The 15,718-nt window shown below is 62.0% G+C and carries 14 protein-coding genes; 6 read left to right on the forward strand and 8 right to left on the reverse strand.

Features of this window, described 5'->3' with window-relative positions; all coding sequences use genetic code 11:
* The first annotated feature begins 97 nt into the window (after window positions 1-97).
* Both yedA and ACY8D3_RS02475 read left to right on the forward strand, forming a co-directional pair.
* Complete coding sequence (gene yedA, locus ACY8D3_RS02470; protein ID WP_462381446.1) at window positions 98-991, forward strand: drug/metabolite exporter YedA; 894 nt, start codon at window positions 98-100, stop codon at window positions 989-991.
* 49 nt (window positions 992-1,040) lie between these two features.
* Complete coding sequence (locus tag ACY8D3_RS02475) at window positions 1,041-2,375, forward strand: DEAD/DEAH box helicase (protein WP_462381447.1); 1,335 nt, start codon at window positions 1,041-1,043, stop codon at window positions 2,373-2,375.
* A gap of 21 nt (window positions 2,376-2,396) precedes the next feature.
* On the opposite strand, the gene ACY8D3_RS02480 is transcribed toward ACY8D3_RS02475, so the two are convergent.
* The 5 genes from ACY8D3_RS02480 to ACY8D3_RS02500 all read right to left on the reverse strand — a co-directional run bounded on the left by ACY8D3_RS02480 (window position 2,397) and on the right by ACY8D3_RS02500 (window position 8,614).
* Window positions 2,397-3,641 carry a TIGR03862 family flavoprotein gene (locus ACY8D3_RS02480; RefSeq protein WP_462381448.1) on the reverse strand — a complete coding sequence of 415 codons (1,245 nt, stop codon included), beginning with the start codon at window positions 3,639-3,641 and terminating at the stop codon, window positions 2,397-2,399.
* 151 nt (window positions 3,642-3,792) lie between these two features.
* Window positions 3,793-5,031, reverse strand: a complete 1,239-nt coding sequence (locus ACY8D3_RS02485; protein ID WP_462381449.1) for a zinc-dependent alcohol dehydrogenase — start codon at window positions 5,029-5,031, stop codon at window positions 3,793-3,795.
* 105 nt (window positions 5,032-5,136) lie between these two features.
* Window positions 5,137-6,027 (reverse strand): EamA family transporter, encoded by an 891-nt coding sequence (locus ACY8D3_RS02490; RefSeq protein ID WP_462381450.1) that lies wholly within the window; start codon window positions 6,025-6,027, stop codon window positions 5,137-5,139.
* Window positions 6,028-6,135: 108 nt separating this feature from the next.
* Entirely contained in the window at window positions 6,136-7,629 is a 1,494-nt protein-coding gene (gene dgt, locus ACY8D3_RS02495; protein ID WP_462381451.1) for a dGTPase, read from the reverse strand.
* Window positions 7,630-7,693: 64 nt separating this feature from the next.
* Entirely contained in the window at window positions 7,694-8,614 is a 921-nt protein-coding gene (locus tag ACY8D3_RS02500; RefSeq protein WP_462381452.1) for a histone deacetylase family protein, read from the reverse strand.
* Between the two features lie 227 nt (window positions 8,615-8,841).
* Here ACY8D3_RS02500 and ACY8D3_RS02505 point away from each other — a divergent pair, with 227 nt between their 5' ends.
* The 3 genes from ACY8D3_RS02505 (at window position 8,842) to ACY8D3_RS02515 (ending at window position 10,950) form a co-directional block, all read left to right on the forward strand.
* A complete protein-coding gene (locus ACY8D3_RS02505; protein ID WP_462381453.1) occupies window positions 8,842-9,411 on the forward strand; it encodes a GNAT family N-acetyltransferase in 570 nt (189 codons plus the stop codon).
* Between the two features lie 76 nt (window positions 9,412-9,487).
* On the forward strand, window positions 9,488-10,354 hold the full coding sequence (tesB, locus tag ACY8D3_RS02510; protein WP_462381454.1) for an acyl-CoA thioesterase II: 867 nt from the start codon (window positions 9,488-9,490) through the stop codon (window positions 10,352-10,354).
* Window positions 10,354-10,950 carry an HAD family hydrolase gene (locus ACY8D3_RS02515; RefSeq protein WP_462381455.1) on the forward strand — a complete coding sequence of 199 codons (597 nt, stop codon included), beginning with the start codon at window positions 10,354-10,356 and terminating at the stop codon, window positions 10,948-10,950. The genes tesB and ACY8D3_RS02515 overlap by 1 nt, the downstream gene beginning before the upstream one ends.
* Before the next feature lie 417 nt (window positions 10,951-11,367).
* On the opposite strand, the gene ypfJ is transcribed toward ACY8D3_RS02515, so the two are convergent.
* On the reverse strand, window positions 11,368-12,228 hold the full coding sequence (gene ypfJ / locus ACY8D3_RS02520) for a KPN_02809 family neutral zinc metallopeptidase (RefSeq protein WP_462381456.1): 861 nt from the start codon (window positions 12,226-12,228) through the stop codon (window positions 11,368-11,370).
* A gap of 246 nt (window positions 12,229-12,474) precedes the next feature.
* Here ypfJ and ACY8D3_RS02525 point away from each other — a divergent pair, with 246 nt between their 5' ends.
* Window positions 12,475-13,101: a Yip1 family protein gene (locus ACY8D3_RS02525; RefSeq protein ID WP_462381457.1), complete on the forward strand. Its 627-nt coding sequence runs from the start codon at window positions 12,475-12,477 to the stop codon at window positions 13,099-13,101.
* A 79-nt stretch (window positions 13,102-13,180) separates the two neighbouring features.
* On the opposite strand, the gene trmA is transcribed toward ACY8D3_RS02525, so the two are convergent.
* A complete protein-coding gene (trmA, locus tag ACY8D3_RS02530) occupies window positions 13,181-14,266 on the reverse strand; it encodes a tRNA (uridine(54)-C5)-methyltransferase TrmA (RefSeq protein ID WP_462381458.1) in 1,086 nt (361 codons plus the stop codon).
* 150 nt (window positions 14,267-14,416) lie between these two features.
* The gene (locus ACY8D3_RS02535) at window positions 14,417-15,706 is read right to left on the reverse strand and encodes an NCS2 family permease (protein WP_462381459.1); all 1,290 of its coding nucleotides are present in this window, start codon (window positions 15,704-15,706) and stop codon (window positions 14,417-14,419) included.
* Window positions 15,707-15,718: the final 12 nt, after the last annotated feature.

The raw sequence follows: 15,718 nt of genomic DNA on the forward strand, positions 1-15,718 counted from the left end.
TTTCTGTACTTAATCGCGGCACTCGGCCTTGCTTAGACTATGAGCCCAAGCACGTGGCCGATCTATCGCGTGCCCAGTCTGCTGTCGAGAGCCCGAAATGCCCGCTGCCAATCCTGTCCTTCTGCTCGGTTCCTTTTTCGCGTTGTACTTCATCTGGGGCTCCACCTATTTCGCCATCAAGGTTGGTGTCGAATCCTGGCCGCCGATGCTGATGGCGGGTATCCGCTTCGTCATTGCCGGAGCCTTGCTGTACGCATGGTGCCGCTTCAGGGGTGCGCCAAATCCGACCCTGCGGCAATGGGGAGCGGGGGCCATCGTAGGGATTTTGCTGCTGACGTTCGGCAATGGCGGCGTGACGGTGGCGGAACACATGGGCGTTGCGTCCGGCGTTGCGGCATTGGCAATCGCGACTGTTCCGCTGTTCGCACTGCTCTTCGGCATGATCTGGGGGCAGCGAACGCGGGGCATGGAATGGGCAGGCATCGTGCTCGGCCTGATCGGCATCGGCCTGCTCAATCTGGGATCGAACCTTCAATCCAGCCCGCTCGGCGCGGTGATCGTTCTGATGGCGGCTGCCAGCTGGGCATTCGGCTCGATGTGGAGCAAGCATCTTCCACTGCCGCAGGGCGCTATGGCCAGCGGTGTCGAGATGCTCGCAGGCGGTGCCGTGCTGCTGTTGGGTAGCTTGCTGTCTGGCGAGCGGCTGGCCGCGGCGCCTTCCGCCGAGGGTTGGTTCGCGCTCCTCTATCTGATTGTGCTGGGTTCGATCGTTGCCTTCAGCGCTTACATGTATTTGCTCAAGCATGTGCGCCCGGCTGCGGCAACGAGCTATGCGTACGTAAACCCGGTGGTTGCGGTGATGCTCGGCGTTGGCTTTGGTGGTGAGCATGTGGGCTATGAAGAAATGCTTGCCATGGTGGTGATCGTCAGCGCGGTCGTACTCATCGGATTGCCGCGGCGGCGGGCCCCGAAACTCGCAGAGTCCTGCTGACAGGGCTGCGGTACACTGCGCATTTGCTTCTACCGACCGGATTGCGCACATGACTTTCGCCTCGCTGGGCCTGCTCGAGCCGCTGCTTCGGGCCATTGACGCCCTGGCGTTCCAGACGCCCACCCCCATCCAGGCCAAGGCAATCCCGCCCATTCTTCAGGGGCGGGACGTGCTGGCTGCCGCGCAAACAGGCACCGGCAAGACGGCCGCATTCGGTATTGGGCTGCTGCAGCGTCTCATGACGGAAGGCAGCGAGGCGGGCGCCAACCAGGCACGTGCGCTGATACTGGTTCCGACTCGCGAGTTGGCTGAGCAGGTGCACAGTGATATCCAGGCACTTGCGAGCAATCTTCCGTTCCGAAGCCTCGTCGCGTATGGCGGCGTGAGCATCAATCCGCAGATGATGAAGCTGCGCAAGGGGGTCGACCTGATGGTGGCGACGCCAGGCCGCCTTCTCGATCTGCAGCGCCAGAACGCCGTGCGCTTCGGCCGCCTGCAGATACTGGTCCTGGACGAAGCCGATCGCATGCTCGATCTGGGCTTCGCCAACGACCTGGACGCCATCTTCCGTGTGCTTCCCAGGCGGCGGCAGACGCTGTTGTTCTCTGCGACGTTCTCTGACGTGATTCGCCAGATGGCGGGCGCCGTGCTGAACGATGCGGTATCCATCGAAGTCAGCCCGCGCAATACCGCTGCGCAAACGGTGAAACAGTGGCTCGTTACGGTCGACAAGAAGCGGAAGCCAGAACTCCTCCTACACCTGTGGCAGACCCGTCGATGGCGGCAGGCGCTTGTTTTCGTGAAGACCAGAAAGGGGGCCGAACAGGTCGTGGAGTCTCTGGCCGCCGCCGGTATAGCCGCCGACGCGATCCATGGCGACAAGCCCCAGCCCGCGCGTCTTCGCGCCTTGCAGCGTTTTGAGAGCGGCGAGGTGGCCGCCCTCGTGGCAACCGATGTCGCGGCGCGCGGTCTGGATATTCCGTCACTGCCGTTGGTGGTGAATCTGGACTTGCCCGTCGTACCGGAAGATTACGTGCACCGTATCGGCCGGACAGGGCGAGCAGGAAGCCAGGGTGAGGCCGTATCGCTCGTGTGTGCCGATGAGGTCGACCAGCTTGCCGCCATCGAAACGCTGATCCGTCAGGTTCTGCCCCGGCGCGATGAACCTGATTTCATCCCTGATCACCGCGTTCCCCAAACAGCGGTGGGTGGGCAGATTCTGAAGAAACCCAAGAAGCCCAAGCAGAAGACCATACCCGGGGCCAGTAGCCGGATACACCTGGGAGCGCTGGAAGATACGGCCAAGCCTGCCGTCAAGGCCGTACGCGCGATGCCGGGTTTCGGCAAAAAGCCAACGCAGAAGCCTTCGAAGAAACCGCGATGATCGGGATGCCGCGGTAACGCTTCACACGGTTGGGGATACTTCCGCGCCGAGCCACTTCAAGATGCCCTCGGCCGCGTGCCGTCCGCTGGCAAAGCAGGATGTGAGCAGGTAGCCGCCCGTAGGGGCTTCCCAGTCAAGCATTTCCCCCGCGCAGAAATGGCCGGGCAGGGCGCTTAGCATCAGGCCGTCATCCACCGCAGCAAAGGGCACGCCGCCCGCACTGCTGATGGCTTCCTCGAGCGGGCGTGTCTTGATGAAGTCGATGGGCAGCCCCTTAATCCACGACGCGAGCACGGAAGGCTGTTCATACGCGGAACGGGGCGCCAATTCTCGCAGTAAGGCGGCCTTGGCGCCTTCGAGTCTGAGTTGGGTGTGCAGGTGTTTGCTCATCGAGCGGCTGCCGCGCGGTTTGGTCAGCGCGTCGACGATCCAGGCGTGCTCGCGGTTGGGTAGCAGGTCCAGGTGAACGATGGCTTTTCCATTAGCGTGAAGTTGCTGGCGGATAGGCGCCGAGAGCGCGTAGACCAGGCTACCTTCGAGGCCGTGCTCGGTCAGGATGCACTCACCAATGCGCACGGGCTCGCCCGGGACGGCAAGTGACACGTTCTTCAGCGGAGCACCGGCGAATTTGCCCTTCAACAGGTCGCTCCATGCCGCGACTTCGAATCCACAATTGCTTGGAACGAGGGGCTCGACGGTGATGCCTTTCGACTCGAACGGTCCGACCCAGCGGCCATCCGAACCCAGGCGCGGCCAGCTGCCGCCTCCCAACGCGAAGAGGGTCGCGGCCGGGGTAATCGTAATAAGCTGGCTGGGTGCCTGGATACGCAGCGTACCGTCTTCCTGCCAGCCCACCCAGCGGTGACGTGTATGGATGCGCACGCCCAGTTCGCGTAGGCGGCGCAGCCAGGCGCGGAGGAGGGGTGCCGCTTTCATGTCGCTCGGAAAAACCCTGCCGGACGTGCCGACGAAGGTTTCGATACCCAGTCCATGAATCCAGGCTCGAAGGGCGTCCGCGTCGAAACGACGTAGCATGGGCTCGATACGATCAGCTGCTTCGCGGTAGCGGGAAACGAAGGCGTCGTAGGGCTCGGAATGCGTGATGTTCATGCCGCCCACGCCGGCCAGCAGGAACTTGCGCCCAACGGATGGCATGGCGTCGTACAGGTCCACGCCCATGCCAGCCGACGCCAGGACCTCGGCCGCCATCAGGCCCGCTGGGCCGCCTCCGATGATGGCAACGGTCTGGGAAGGTGAAGAGGACATGGCGGAACCGGAAGAGATGGAAGGCCGTGCATTGTACCGTCCGCGACACGGGCGAGCGACTGCAGCGCCTGGTGCGCTTCGGCGAGCGCGCCGGCATGCACATCCGTGTGCGGCGTGAACGCTATCCCTTCCGAGTGTCGTACCGGGTGGCTTAGCCCAGTGGTGAGACGCCTGGCGTACCCTCGGTCGACAGTGTCGTTTGCGGCTTGAAGTTAGGCGCGCTGTCTGGCGTCAGTACGACCTTGCGGCAGTCGTCGTGTTTCTCATTGAAGATCTTGTAGCCTTCGGCGGCCTGGGAAAGCGGCATGCGGTGGCTGATGATCACATCGGGCTTGAGCGTGCCGTTCTGGATGTTCTCCAGCAGGTCCGGCAGGTAGCTCTGGACGTGCGTCTGGCCCATCTTGAACGTCAGGCCCTTGTCAAAAGCGTCGCCGAACAGGAATCCGTGAATCGGCCCGGCATAGACGCCCGGTACACTTACGGCCCCGCCACGTCTGACCGCAGCGATGCACTGGCGCAGGGCCTTGCCGGACGAACCTTCCAGCTTGAGGTTGGCCAGCACGGTCTCGGTCGTGCTGCCCTTGGCCTCGAGCCCGACAGCGTCAATTGCCGCGTCTACGCCGCGATGGCCGCGTGTGGCACGGATGATCGTATCAGCAGGGTCGTCGTCTTCATCGAAATTGATCGGAATAACGCCGTAGGTCTGTTGGGCAAACGCCAGGCGATAGGGGTGGTGGTCGACCATGAAGATCTGTTCGGCACCCACCATGCGCGCGCATGCCGCTGCCATCAAACCGACAGGGCCGGCACCGTAGATAGCTACGCTCGAGCCTTTGGTAAGGCCTGCGTTGAGGACGGCTTGATAGCCTGTCGGCAGGATATCGGTGAGGAACAGCACCTGTTCGTCTTCGAGCGTATCCGGGATCTTGAACGGGCCCGTGTTGGCGTGTGGAACCCGTACGTATTCTGCCTGGCCGCCGGGCATGCCGCCGTACAGGTGGCTGAAGCCGAACAGCGCAGCGCCGGACGGAATGGATTTCTTATTGAGGATGGCGCCGCGGTCGGGGTTGCTGGTCTCGCAGGCCGCATGCAGGTTCATCGCGCAGAAGAAGCAGTCTCCGCAAGCAATGACGAAGGGCACGATCACGCGGTCGCCTTTTTTAACCTTGGTTACGGCGGGGCCGGCCTCTTCGACGATACCCATGAATTCGTGGCCGAGGATGTCGCCGCTCTTCATCGCAGGCATCTTGCCGCGGAACATGTGCAGGTCCGAACCGCAGATGGCGGTCGCGGTTACGCGTAGGATCACATCGTCCGGCGCCTGAAGAACGGGATCAGGTACGCGCTCGACGCGTACGTCCTTGCTACCGTGATAGGTCAGAGCTTGCATGTAGGTTGCCTCCGAAAACTGAACTGGACCGTTTGGTCTACCGTTCAGTAGGCGGTGCATACCCGGCGATGGTTTCGGTTGACCGATGGTCGGTTCGCTTGGCGCTCAGGAATTGGCCTGGCTGGGCCGCAAGTGTTCGACCAGACGGCCGCCGAAAACGTTGATTAACAGCCCTACCATGACAAAGCCGCCACCCACCCACTGTTGCTCGCTCAACTCTTCGCCCAGCAGCAGCGCAGCCGAGGCCAGGCCTACCACGGGTACCAGCAGCGAGAGTGGCGCGACCTTGCCCGCCGGATAGCGCGAAAGCAGCCCACTCCATAGGCTATAACCGAGTATCGTCGCCATGAAGGCCAGGTAGACCAGCGCAAAGATCGAGTTCCAGCCGATGTTCACAATTGCCGTCGCGATCCGTTCCGGCCCTTCGAGCCAGTAGGAAAGGGCAAGGAAGGGGATGGGCGGAATGAGGCCGCCCCAGATCACGAGACCCAACAGGTTCACTTTGCCGAAACGGCGCGTGATGATGTTGCCCAGCGCCCACATCGACGCGCCGCAAAGTGTAAGGATGACGGCGTGCAAGGGCGTGACATGATTGCCCTCCAGCCCGATCAGTGTCAGGCCGCCCGCGGCGACGATCAGTCCCAACAGGCTCATTGCGCGCATGCGTTCTCCGAGGAAAAGCGCGGCGAAGATCATCGTGAAGAACGCCTGGGCCTGCAGCACCAGCGATGCCAGCCCCGGTGGCATGCCCTGTGCCATGGCTTCGAACAAAAACGCGAACTGGCCGAGTGAGATGGTCGCGCCGTAGGCAATCAGCCAACGCCATGGCAGTTGAGGTCGGCGGATGAACAGGACGGCAGGGAATGCGACCAGGGCGAACCGGAGCGCGCCCAATAGCATGGGTGGCAAGCCGTCGAGTCCCACCTTGATGACCACGAAATTGACCCCCCAGATGACGACGATCGTAAGCGCGAGTAACAGATCCTTGGGCGACATCGGAGGGGCTCGTGGTCGGGAAGACAGGCCGATATTGTCACTCGTTACCAGATATGACGAACGGCACAGTCCGGGCCGAATCGACCCGTACAGTCCACCCGGATGGCGCTATAGCGCGGCCAGCGTCCGGTACTCGTCCTGGGCATGCTGATCGGTCATGCCGCTGATGAGATCCTGTAGCAGACGGCACCGATGGTAGAACTCCCAAAGCGCCGCGTCGGCCGTTCCGGCATGCTGGGCGCACGCTTCGTGATAGGCCTTCACCAGCTGGCTCGGAAGGCGGCGGGCCAATATCTGCAAGTGCGGATTCCGGCGGTAGTCACCCGTGGTGAGGGCGGCGAAGGTGGCTGGGTCGACTTCCAGCAGCGGCGCGTGGAAATCCAGCAGGCCCTGCAGGATGCGATAGCCTTGCAGATGCAGCGTCTCCACTTCCCGATGGCAGAACACGCGCTCTCGGGCCACGTCCTTGAAGGTCTGGACGATCGCATGTGCGGCGCTATCGTCCTCCATCAACGCTCGGTCGAACGTGCCCGCGTGGATCGCCTCGATGTGGGTGATGAACTGTTCGGCGGCATGCTGCACCAGGGGGTGGATCATGTTCACCCGGAGCCAGATGAAGAACTCGCTGACCTTGTTGATCGGCTCGTTATGCGAACGCGCCTGGGCATACGTGACCATCGCCTCGAACCGGCGCCCCTTCTCGTCTACGGACGGATCATCGGGCCGGTGTGCAGCGAAGCGCTTGATCAGTTGGGCTGAGAGTGTATCGATGTCGAAGATTCCCTTCTCGACCGAATCCTCGATGTCCGCCAGGCAATAGGAAATGTCATCGGCCGCTTCCATGATGTAGGCGAGTGGGTGCCGGGTGCCGAGCGCCATGCCCTGTGAGGCGCACATCGTGTCGATGAAGCTTGCCTCGGAAAGGTAGAAGCCGGGCTTCTTCGCCAGATACGCGTTGGCGGCATCTGCCGCAGGCCTCGATTCGTGTGCGGCGCGGACGTATTTGAGCAGGCAGGCGGTTTGCGTGTAGGTGAGGTTCAGGCGGAGCAGGCTCACGACCAGCCGAATCGTCTGGGCGTTGCCTTCGAACTGCTTCAGGTCGCTCAGCATGCAGCGTCGCAGGTCGGGGTCGTGCTCGATGCCTGCCAGCGCCTTGTCGAAATGGCGTTCAAGGTGGCGCTCGAACCACTCGCTTATGGCGAATTCGCCGAAATGCCCGAACGGCGGGTTGCCCACATCGTGCATCAGGCAGGCCATCTCGACCAGACTCTCCACGGTGCGCTCCTGGCCGTCCAGGCCGAAGCGCGCCGCGTCGCTGCCCAGCTTCTGGAACAGGGTCCGGACGATGAAGCGGCCGACTTGCTGGACTTCCATTGAGTGCGTCAGGCGGCTGCGAACGGCGGCGTTGCGTTCAAGAGGAAAGACCTGCGTCTTCTGCTGCAGGCGCCTGACCGCCGCGGAGTTGATGATGCGTCCGCGGTCGCTCTCGAACGCCTGCATCAGTTCGTATGGGCTGCAATCGGCTGCGGTAAGGCCGTGATCAGTGCGACTGTAGGGTCGCTGGCGGGAAATCTTGTGTTTGAAGTCGACAGGCATGGGCAAGGGCGTCGAAGCAGAACAGTGACCGCAGGGTAACACCGCCGCCGCATCCCTGTGACGAGTCCGTTCAGGTCAGGCCGAATTCCGCCCATATGCGGGCCGCCGCGTGATGCAGGATGCCATGCCGTCGGGCAAGCGCATGGCGATCCTTGTCGTAGCCACCACCGATAACGCCTACGATCGGGATATCGCGCCCCAGGCAATGCCGCATCACGCAGGTATCTCTGGCGGCTAGGCCTTCATCCGTCAGGTCCAGATGGCCGAGTACATCGTCGCGATGCACATCGACGCCGGCGTCGTAGATGACGAGATCCGGCTGATGAATCGTCAACAGATAAGGCAGCACGTCGTCCACGGTACGCAGGTACTCGGCATCGCCTGTTCCGCGAGGTATAGGTATGTCCCAGTCACTGTGTGCCTTGAGCGGGGGAAAGTTCTGCTCGCAGTGCAGGGAAACCGTCACTGCCTCTGGCACCGTCTCCAGCAGACGCGCCGTTCCATCGCCCTGGTGGACGTCACAGTCGAAGATGAGCACGCGGTGGACCCTTCCGGCTTCCAGCAGGTAGCGCGCGATGATCGCGAGATCATTGAAGATGCAGAAGCCCGACGGGTAGTCGTAATGCGCATGGTGGGTACCGCCGGCCAGGTGGCAGGCCAGACCATGTTCGAGCGCCTGCTCGGCCGCCAGGACGGAACCGCCGACAGCGCGGACCGTTCGGCGGGCCAGTTCGGGTGTCCATGGCAGGCCGAGCTGTCGCAGGGTCTCGCGACTCAGGTCCCCCGTGCAGTAACGCGTTACGTAGCTCGGGTCGTGCGCCAGGGACAGGATATCCACAGGGCAGAGTTCCGGCCGAAGCAAGTCGCCGTCAGCGGTCACGCCGCTGTCGACGAGATGATCGCGCAGCAGGCGAAACTTCTCCATGGGGAAGCGGTGACCCGGCGGGAAAGCCGGACTGTAGTCATCGTGGTAGATCAGGGGTAATGGCATGAGGAGCAGGACGGCCAGCGTTGTATTCAGCCTACGCCAGATGCAGCTCGAACGGTATTTGCTCTCTCGCGTAGTGAAGCCGCATGCCATATGTGTCGCATGACGGCAGGGCTGGCCTGGATGTTTCGGCTGGGTTCCATGGTCGACCTTTGGATCGTCCACGATTCCGGTTTTCGGCAACCCCGGCCGGCCTGGGATGGTCGGAAGGATGTCGACGAGGAGGTCGTATGCCCCAATACCCCAGCCTGAACACCGAACGCTTGCTGCTACGCCCCTGGAAGCCGAGTGACCGCGTCCCGTTCGCCGAGCAGAGCGGTGACCCCGCCGTGATGGCGTATTTTCCAGGGCCGATGACGCCGGCCGAAAGCGAGGCGCTGGCCGACTCGATCGAGGCGCATTTTGCCGAGCATGGCTATGGCTGGTGGGCCGTCGAAGAAAAGGAGGGTGATCCTTTCATTGGCTACGTGGGTATCCAGCGTTGTGAATTCGAAGCACCATTCACGCCCGCAGTAGCCATTGGCTGGCGCCTTGGGGCCGAGCACTGGCATGGCGGCTACGCCTGCGAAGCCGCCGTTGCGGTCCTCGCCTTTGCCTTCGAGACATTGAAGCTCGATGAAGTGGTGGCGTTCACCGTGCCGGCGAACCTCGCCTCCCTTGCCCTCATGGAGCGGCTGGGCATGACCTACGATGCCAAGGATGATTTCCTGCATCCGCACCTGCCACCGGATCACCGGCTACGGCATCATCTGCTCTATCGGCTGCGGCGTGACCAGTGGCCACCGGCGGGACTTAAGTGAAACCTTGCGCATCGCTCGACGGTACATGCGCCAGCCCCTAACATCCGCCCATCGTGATTTGCCATCGAGAGAGAACATGAGCCAAGTACTGGACGATCTGGTTGCCCTGTTGAGCCTGGAACCCATCGAGGAGAACCTGTTTCGTGGCGCGAGCCAGGACCTTGGTTTCCGCCAGCTATTCGGTGGGCAGGTCGTCGGGCAGGCGCTGTCGGCTGCGACACAGACGGTCGAAGCCAACCGGCCTGCGCATTCGCTCCATGGGTATTTTCTTCGCCCGGGCGACGCCGCCATGCCCGTGCTGTACCAAGTGGACCGGGTACGTGACGGCGGCAGCTTCACGACGCGCCGCGTGACAGCCATTCAGAAGGGTAAGCCCATCTTCTTTCTGAGCGCTTCGTTCCAGATCGTCGAGCCCGGCTTCGAACACCAGATCCAGATGCCGGAGGTTCCACAGCCCGAGAGCCTCGAATCCGAAACGGAATTGGCCAAGCGTCTGGCGGAGCAGCTACCTCAACGCATTCGCGAGCGGGTCCTGGGTGAACGGCCGATCGAGATCCGCCCGGTGAGTTTCCAGAATCCATTCGCTCCGGAGCCAGCCGACGCGTGCCGCCATGTGTGGTTCCGCGCAAACGGTGCGTTGCCGTCCATTCCCACGATTCATAGATACCTGATGGCCTATTCGTCCGACTTCAATCTGCTGCCCACGTCGATGCTTCCGCACGGCGTGTCCTACTGGCAGAAATCGATGCAGGTGGCCAGCCTCGACCATGCCATCTGGTTCCACCGCGAGCCTGATCTCAACGACTGGTTGCTCTACGCCATGGACAGCCCGTGGTCTGGCGGTGCGCGCGGCTTCTGCCGCGGCAGCATCTTCGACCGTCAGGGCCAGTTGGTGGCCTCGGTTGCACAGGAAGGCCTTATCCGCCAGCGCGAGGATTGGTAATGAACTGCGCGGACGTGCGTCATTGGGTGTTCGACATGGACGGTACGCTGACCGTGGCTGTCCATGATTTCCCCGCCATCAAGCGGCATCTCGATATTCCGGCGGACGCCGATATTCTGCACCACCTCGCCGGGTTGCCCGATGAGGAACGTGTCGCCAAGCATTCATGGTTGCTGGAGCACGAACGGGAGCTGGCACGTGGATCGAGTGCCGCAACTGGGGCCGTCGATCTGGTGCGTTACCTATGCGGGCGCGGTGACCGGATAGGTATCCTGACGCGCAATGCGCATGAGCTGGCGTTGATCACGCTGGAGGCGATCGGCCTGGGCGACTGTTTCACCACCGAAGACATCGTCGGACGTGACGAAGCGCCGCCAAAGCCGCATCCAGGTGGGCTGCTGTATTTCGCCGAGCGCTGGCAGGTCGAGCCATCGGCCCTGGTTATGGTGGGCGACCATCTCAATGACCTGGAATGCGCTCATGCCGCCGGCGCACGCAGCGTCCTGGTCAACCTTCCCGAAAATCCCTGGCCCCGGTTCGGTGACGCCGTCGCGCGTGACTGCGTTGAGCTCAGAGAGTGGGTTCAGCGGGGCTAAATTGTGTGGGCAACCACGGCCTGCACGGATGGCCTCCGATCGGCCCCTGACAGCCCGCGTTGTTCGTACGAACATCGCGCGTCAAAGGAAATAGCGGCGCCATGTATGATCGCGGTGGGTTACGCGCTGCTAACCCACCCTACCGGACTGTAGTGACGTAGGGTGGAATCCCGGAGGGCTTCCACCGTTTACCTCGCGCAAGGCACCGCTCGACGATCGACCCATGAATGCCCGTGTTGCCCATACGAACATCGCACGCGTCAAAGGAAATAGCGGCGCCATGGCGGGTCGCGATGCGTTACGCGTTGCTAACGCACCCTACCGGACTACGGCCTGGCGATCGCTTGGCATGATCGAATCCGGTGACCCTTCCGGACCCGGGGTTGGCAGCTGCTTACGCCAGATATCGATACAGCCTTACAGCTGCTTCGCCTTGAACGTATCGCACTGCGCCGGAGAACCGGATTCATAACCCCGCTTGAACCAGCGCACACGCTGCTCGGATGTGCCGTGTGTGAACGAATCAGGCACTGCCCGCCCTTGTTCCTTCTGTAGACGGTCATCGCCGATGACACTGGCGGCGTTAAGTGCGCTTTCCAGATCTCCGGTTTCCATCCAGTCGTTACGCTGCTGTGCGTGATAGCCCCACACACCCGCATAGCAATCCGCCTGTAGCTCCATTCGCACGGATAGGCCCTGTGCACCTTCCATGGGCGTTCCGCGGCGGCGTGCAGCTTCTACCTGCTGGAAGACACCACGTTCATTTTGCACATGGTGGCCAACCTCATGGGCGATTACATAGGCCTGCGCGAACTCGCCTTCGGCGCCGTAGCGCTTCGCCAAGTCATTAAAGAAGGTCAGGTCCAGGTAAACCTTTTGATCTGCCGGGCAATAGAAGGGCCCACTCGCGGACGAGGCGAAACCACACGCGGACTGCGTCGAGCCGCTGAACAGCTCCAGCTGAGGGTGATGATAAGTGGCGCCGTCTGTAGCAAATAGGGCGTCCCATGTGTCTTCGGTATCGCCTAGGATGGCCTGGACGAACTGTAAGCCAGGGTCGGCTTCGCCCGTCGAGCTGGCTGGCGGCGCGGAGGTTTGCGGTGCGCCGCCCGATAGCTGGCTCAGCATGCGCAAGGGGTCTTCGCCCATCAACAGGCTGAGCACCACGACCACTGCGATGCCGCCCAGGCCGAGCCCGCCGCCCACGCGCATGCCGTTCCCACCGCGCCCGCGCGCATCCACAACGTTATCGCTGCGACGTCCTCGTTCCCAACGCATGGCCATCTCCAAACAGGATGTTTCAGGTAATCAGACGGAGCTGGCGCCGCCGCGTTCCGCATGGCTCCCAAGTCTTCGAATACACGTTGGTTACACCCCGTAATAGACCTTCCGAACCGCTTCAGCCGAGCGGCATATTTCCACATCGAACCTATGGGCTAGTCCTTGACTCATATCTTGTGCAAGGCAATTGAACTCGTCGGTGCCGGTGTTCGGCAGACCGCGACCGAGCCGTAGGAGGAAGGTATGATCAATCATGTCTGGGGACTCCTGTCCCGCCCAACCCGAGAGTGGAGAAACATCCGCAACGAGGGCGAGACGATTACTCACATGTACGCCCACCACGTATTGTTGATGGCGCTGATTCCGGCTATCAGTGCGTTCCTGGGCACCACGCAGATTGGTTGGCGTGTCGACACGGAAGCGTCGAGAGTCGCGGTGTCAAACGGCTTGGCCATGGCGCTGGCGTTCTATGTACTTATTCTGGTTGCAGTGGGTGTGATGGGTAACGTCATCCACTGGATGTCGGAGCGTTTCGATCATCGTCCAAGTCGCCGTCGCTGCGTGCTGTTTGCCGGTTACACGGCAACGCCGCTGTTCATTGGCGGTCTGGCTCTGCTTTATCCTTCCTTGCTGCTCTGGATCATCGTCGGGATGATCGCGGTCGCCTACACGGGCTACCTGCTTTACACGGGCTATCCCGCGCTGCTGGGTATCAGCCTCAAGGACGGCTTCAAGGAAGGCTTCACCATCACCGGCGGTACGCTGGCGATCGGTGTGCTGGTCCTCGAGCTGCTACTCGCCGCAACCGTTGCGCTGTGGGGGCTGGGTTTCGACTTCGGCGTAAGCTGGTCGCTTTTCCCTAACCGCTAACGCTCGCAGCTGAAAAAAAGCCCAGGTGCTCGAGAAAGTGCCTGGGCTTTTTGCCTTCTGATTTTCACGCTCGAGCAGGTTAGCGGTCCCGTCGGACCAGCATTACACCCGCCTCCATGTGATGCGTATAGGGGAACTGATCGAAGAGGGCGCAGCGCTCGATACGGTGTGTGTCGTCGAGCTGCCTGATGTTCTCGGCCAGCGTTTCAGGGTTGCAGGAGATATAAAGGATACGCTCGAAACGACGCGTTAGTTCGCAGGTGTCGCCGTCCATTCCCGCGCGGGGGGGATCAACGAATACAGTGCCGAAGTCATAGCTTTTCAGCTCGGTGCCTGCCAAGCGGCGGAACGGACGGACTTCATTCAGCGCCTGCGTAAGCTCTTCGGCAGACAGTCTCACCAGCGTCACGTTGTCGACGCCGTTGTCGTCGAGGTTATGAAGCGCCGCATTTACGGATGTCTTGCTGATTTCGGTCGCGAGTGCCTTCCGCGCTCGTGTCGCAAGGGGAAGGGTGAAGTTGCCGTTGCCGCAGTACAACTCGAGTAGATCGTCGTCGCGATCGCCCATGGCGTCGTAGGCCCATGCCAGCATCTGACGGCACACGTCGCCATTGGGTTGTGTAAAGGCACCTTCGGGCTGGCGATAACGGAAGGTTCGTCCCGCGACGGTCATCTGCTCGGTGACGTAGTCCTGCCCGATGACGATCCGCTTGCCTCGCGAGCGGCCCACGATGCTCACATCAAGCGCCTTCGCCAAACCTTCCGCTTCAACTTGCCAAGCTTCATCCAGGGGGCGGTGGTAGGCGAGGGTGATGAGCGCCTCGCCCGACAGCGTCGTCAGAAACTCGACCTGGAACAGCTTGAACGACAGCGCCTGGCTGCGCTGCCAACCGGCCTTGAGCAGGGGCATCAGCTCATTGATGCGACGGCTGGCGATCGGAAACTGCTCGATGAGGATTGGCGTGTGTTTATCACCTGGCTCGAACATGGCGTAGAAGCGATCCTCGTTTTCGCGCCAAAGCCGAAACTCGGCGCGCAGGCGGAAATGCTCACGCGGCGATTCGAATACGACGGGTTCCGGAGCGGAATACGGCGCTAGCAGCGCCTTCAAGCGGCTCACCTTTTCGGCCAGTTGCACGTCGTAGGTAGCGGGATCGAAGCTCATGAAACACTCAGGACAAATACGAAGACGCCGCGCATTGTACGGGCTTGTTCGCGCTGATGCGCGGGGAGGCGGCAGATGGTGCCCGGTGGTGCGAGGCGGCACTGGTGGAAGAAAGCCTGGGGCGCATTGCGCTCCCCAGGCAAAGAAGGATTAGAACAGGCTGAGTTTGATCACGCAGAAGATCGCCAGGGCGACAAGCATGCCGTTCAGTTCCCGGTAGCGGCCCGCAATGATCTTGATTGCAACCCAGGCAATGAAGCCGAACGCAATGCCGGTAGCAATCGAGTAGGTCAGTGGCATCGCCAGCGCGGTGATGACGACGGGGGCCGAAATCGTAAGGTCTCGCCAGTCGATCTCTGCCATTCCCGAGGCCATCAGGACGGCGACGAACAGAAGGGCAGGTGCGGTGGCAAAGGCCGGTACGCTGCCGGCAAGCGGTGCGAAGAACAGCGCGAACAGGAACAGTACAGCCACGACCACCGCCGTCAGCCCCGTGCGGCCACCGGCGCTGACACCCGAGGCCGATTCGATGTAGCTGGTGGTGGTCGAGGTGCCCAGCAGCGAGCCGCCCAGTGCTGCCGTGCTGTCCGCCAGGAGCGCACGCCCCATTTTGGGCATATGGCCGTCCTTGCGCATCAGTCCCGCCTTCTTCGCGACGGCGATGAGGGTGCCGGAATTATCGAAGAGGTCCACGAACAGGAAGGCGAAAATCACGCTGATCAGGCCGACGTCCAACGCGCCGGCGATGTCTAGCTGCAGGAACGTGGGCGCCAGCGAAGGCGGCATGGAGACGACGCCACCGAACGGAGTGATGCCCATGAGGATGCTGATAACAGTGACCACCATGATGCCGATCAGTACTGACCCGGTGATACCGCGGGCTTCGAGCCCGACGATCAGAAAAAAGCCCACGATGGCCAGCAGCGCCTCTGGTGAGGCCAGGTTGCCCAGCCCGACGGTCGTGGCTTCGTTGCTTACTACGATGCCGGCGCTTTTCAGCGCGATCAGGGCCAGGAACAGGCCAATACCGGCAGCGATGGCCGAGCGGAGCTCGAGCGGAATGCTGTTGATGATCCATTCGCGGATCTTGAAGATCGACAAGAGAAAGAACAGGCACGCCGAAATAAACACGGCACCTAGCGCCACCTGCCACGTGTGGCCCATGCCGATCACGACCGTGTAGGTAAAGAAGGCATTGAGACCCATGCCGGGGGCGAGTGCGATCGGATAGTTTGCGATCAGACCCATGACGGCGGAGCCGAAGGCCGCGGCTAGGCAGGTCGCCACGAACACGGCTCCCTTGTCCATGCCGGTGTCCCCCAAAACGCTCGGGTTCACGAACAGGATGTAGGCCATGGTCAGGAAGGTGGTGACGCCCGCGAGGATCTCGGTGCGTACATTCGTCCCGTGGGCCTGAAGTTGAAACAGTCTTTCCAGCATGGTGGTCCCCGT

Source organism: Pseudomonas sp. Marseille-QA0892 (assembly GCF_054950135.1).

Coding starts and splice junctions, on each gene's coding strand:
- ACY8D3_RS02505 (WP_462381453.1), top strand. CDS start 8,842: ATGCCCCAATACCCCAGCCTGAACACCGAACGCTTGCTGCTACGCCCC.
- ACY8D3_RS02480 (WP_462381448.1), bottom strand. CDS start 3,641: ATGTCCTCTTCACCTTCCCAGACCGTTGCCATCATCGGAGGCGGCCCA.
- ACY8D3_RS02525 (WP_462381457.1), top strand. CDS start 12,475: ATGATCAATCATGTCTGGGGACTCCTGTCCCGCCCAACCCGAGAGTGG.
- trmA (WP_462381458.1), bottom strand. CDS start 14,266: ATGAGCTTCGATCCCGCTACCTACGACGTGCAACTGGCCGAAAAGGTG.
- ACY8D3_RS02490 (WP_462381450.1), bottom strand. CDS start 6,027: ATGTCGCCCAAGGATCTGTTACTCGCGCTTACGATCGTCGTCATCTGG.
- ACY8D3_RS02535 (WP_462381459.1), bottom strand. CDS start 15,706: ATGCTGGAAAGACTGTTTCAACTTCAGGCCCACGGGACGAATGTACGC.
- ypfJ (WP_462381456.1), bottom strand. CDS start 12,228: ATGCGTTGGGAACGAGGACGTCGCAGCGATAACGTTGTGGATGCGCGC.
- ACY8D3_RS02515 (WP_462381455.1), top strand. CDS start 10,354: ATGAACTGCGCGGACGTGCGTCATTGGGTGTTCGACATGGACGGTACG.
- ACY8D3_RS02485 (WP_462381449.1), bottom strand. CDS start 5,031: ATGCAAGCTCTGACCTATCACGGTAGCAAGGACGTACGCGTCGAGCGC.
- tesB (WP_462381454.1), top strand. CDS start 9,488: ATGAGCCAAGTACTGGACGATCTGGTTGCCCTGTTGAGCCTGGAACCC.
- ACY8D3_RS02500 (WP_462381452.1), bottom strand. CDS start 8,614: ATGCCATTACCCCTGATCTACCACGATGACTACAGTCCGGCTTTCCCG.
- yedA (WP_462381446.1), top strand. CDS start 98: ATGCCCGCTGCCAATCCTGTCCTTCTGCTCGGTTCCTTTTTCGCGTTG.
- ACY8D3_RS02475 (WP_462381447.1), top strand. CDS start 1,041: ATGACTTTCGCCTCGCTGGGCCTGCTCGAGCCGCTGCTTCGGGCCATT.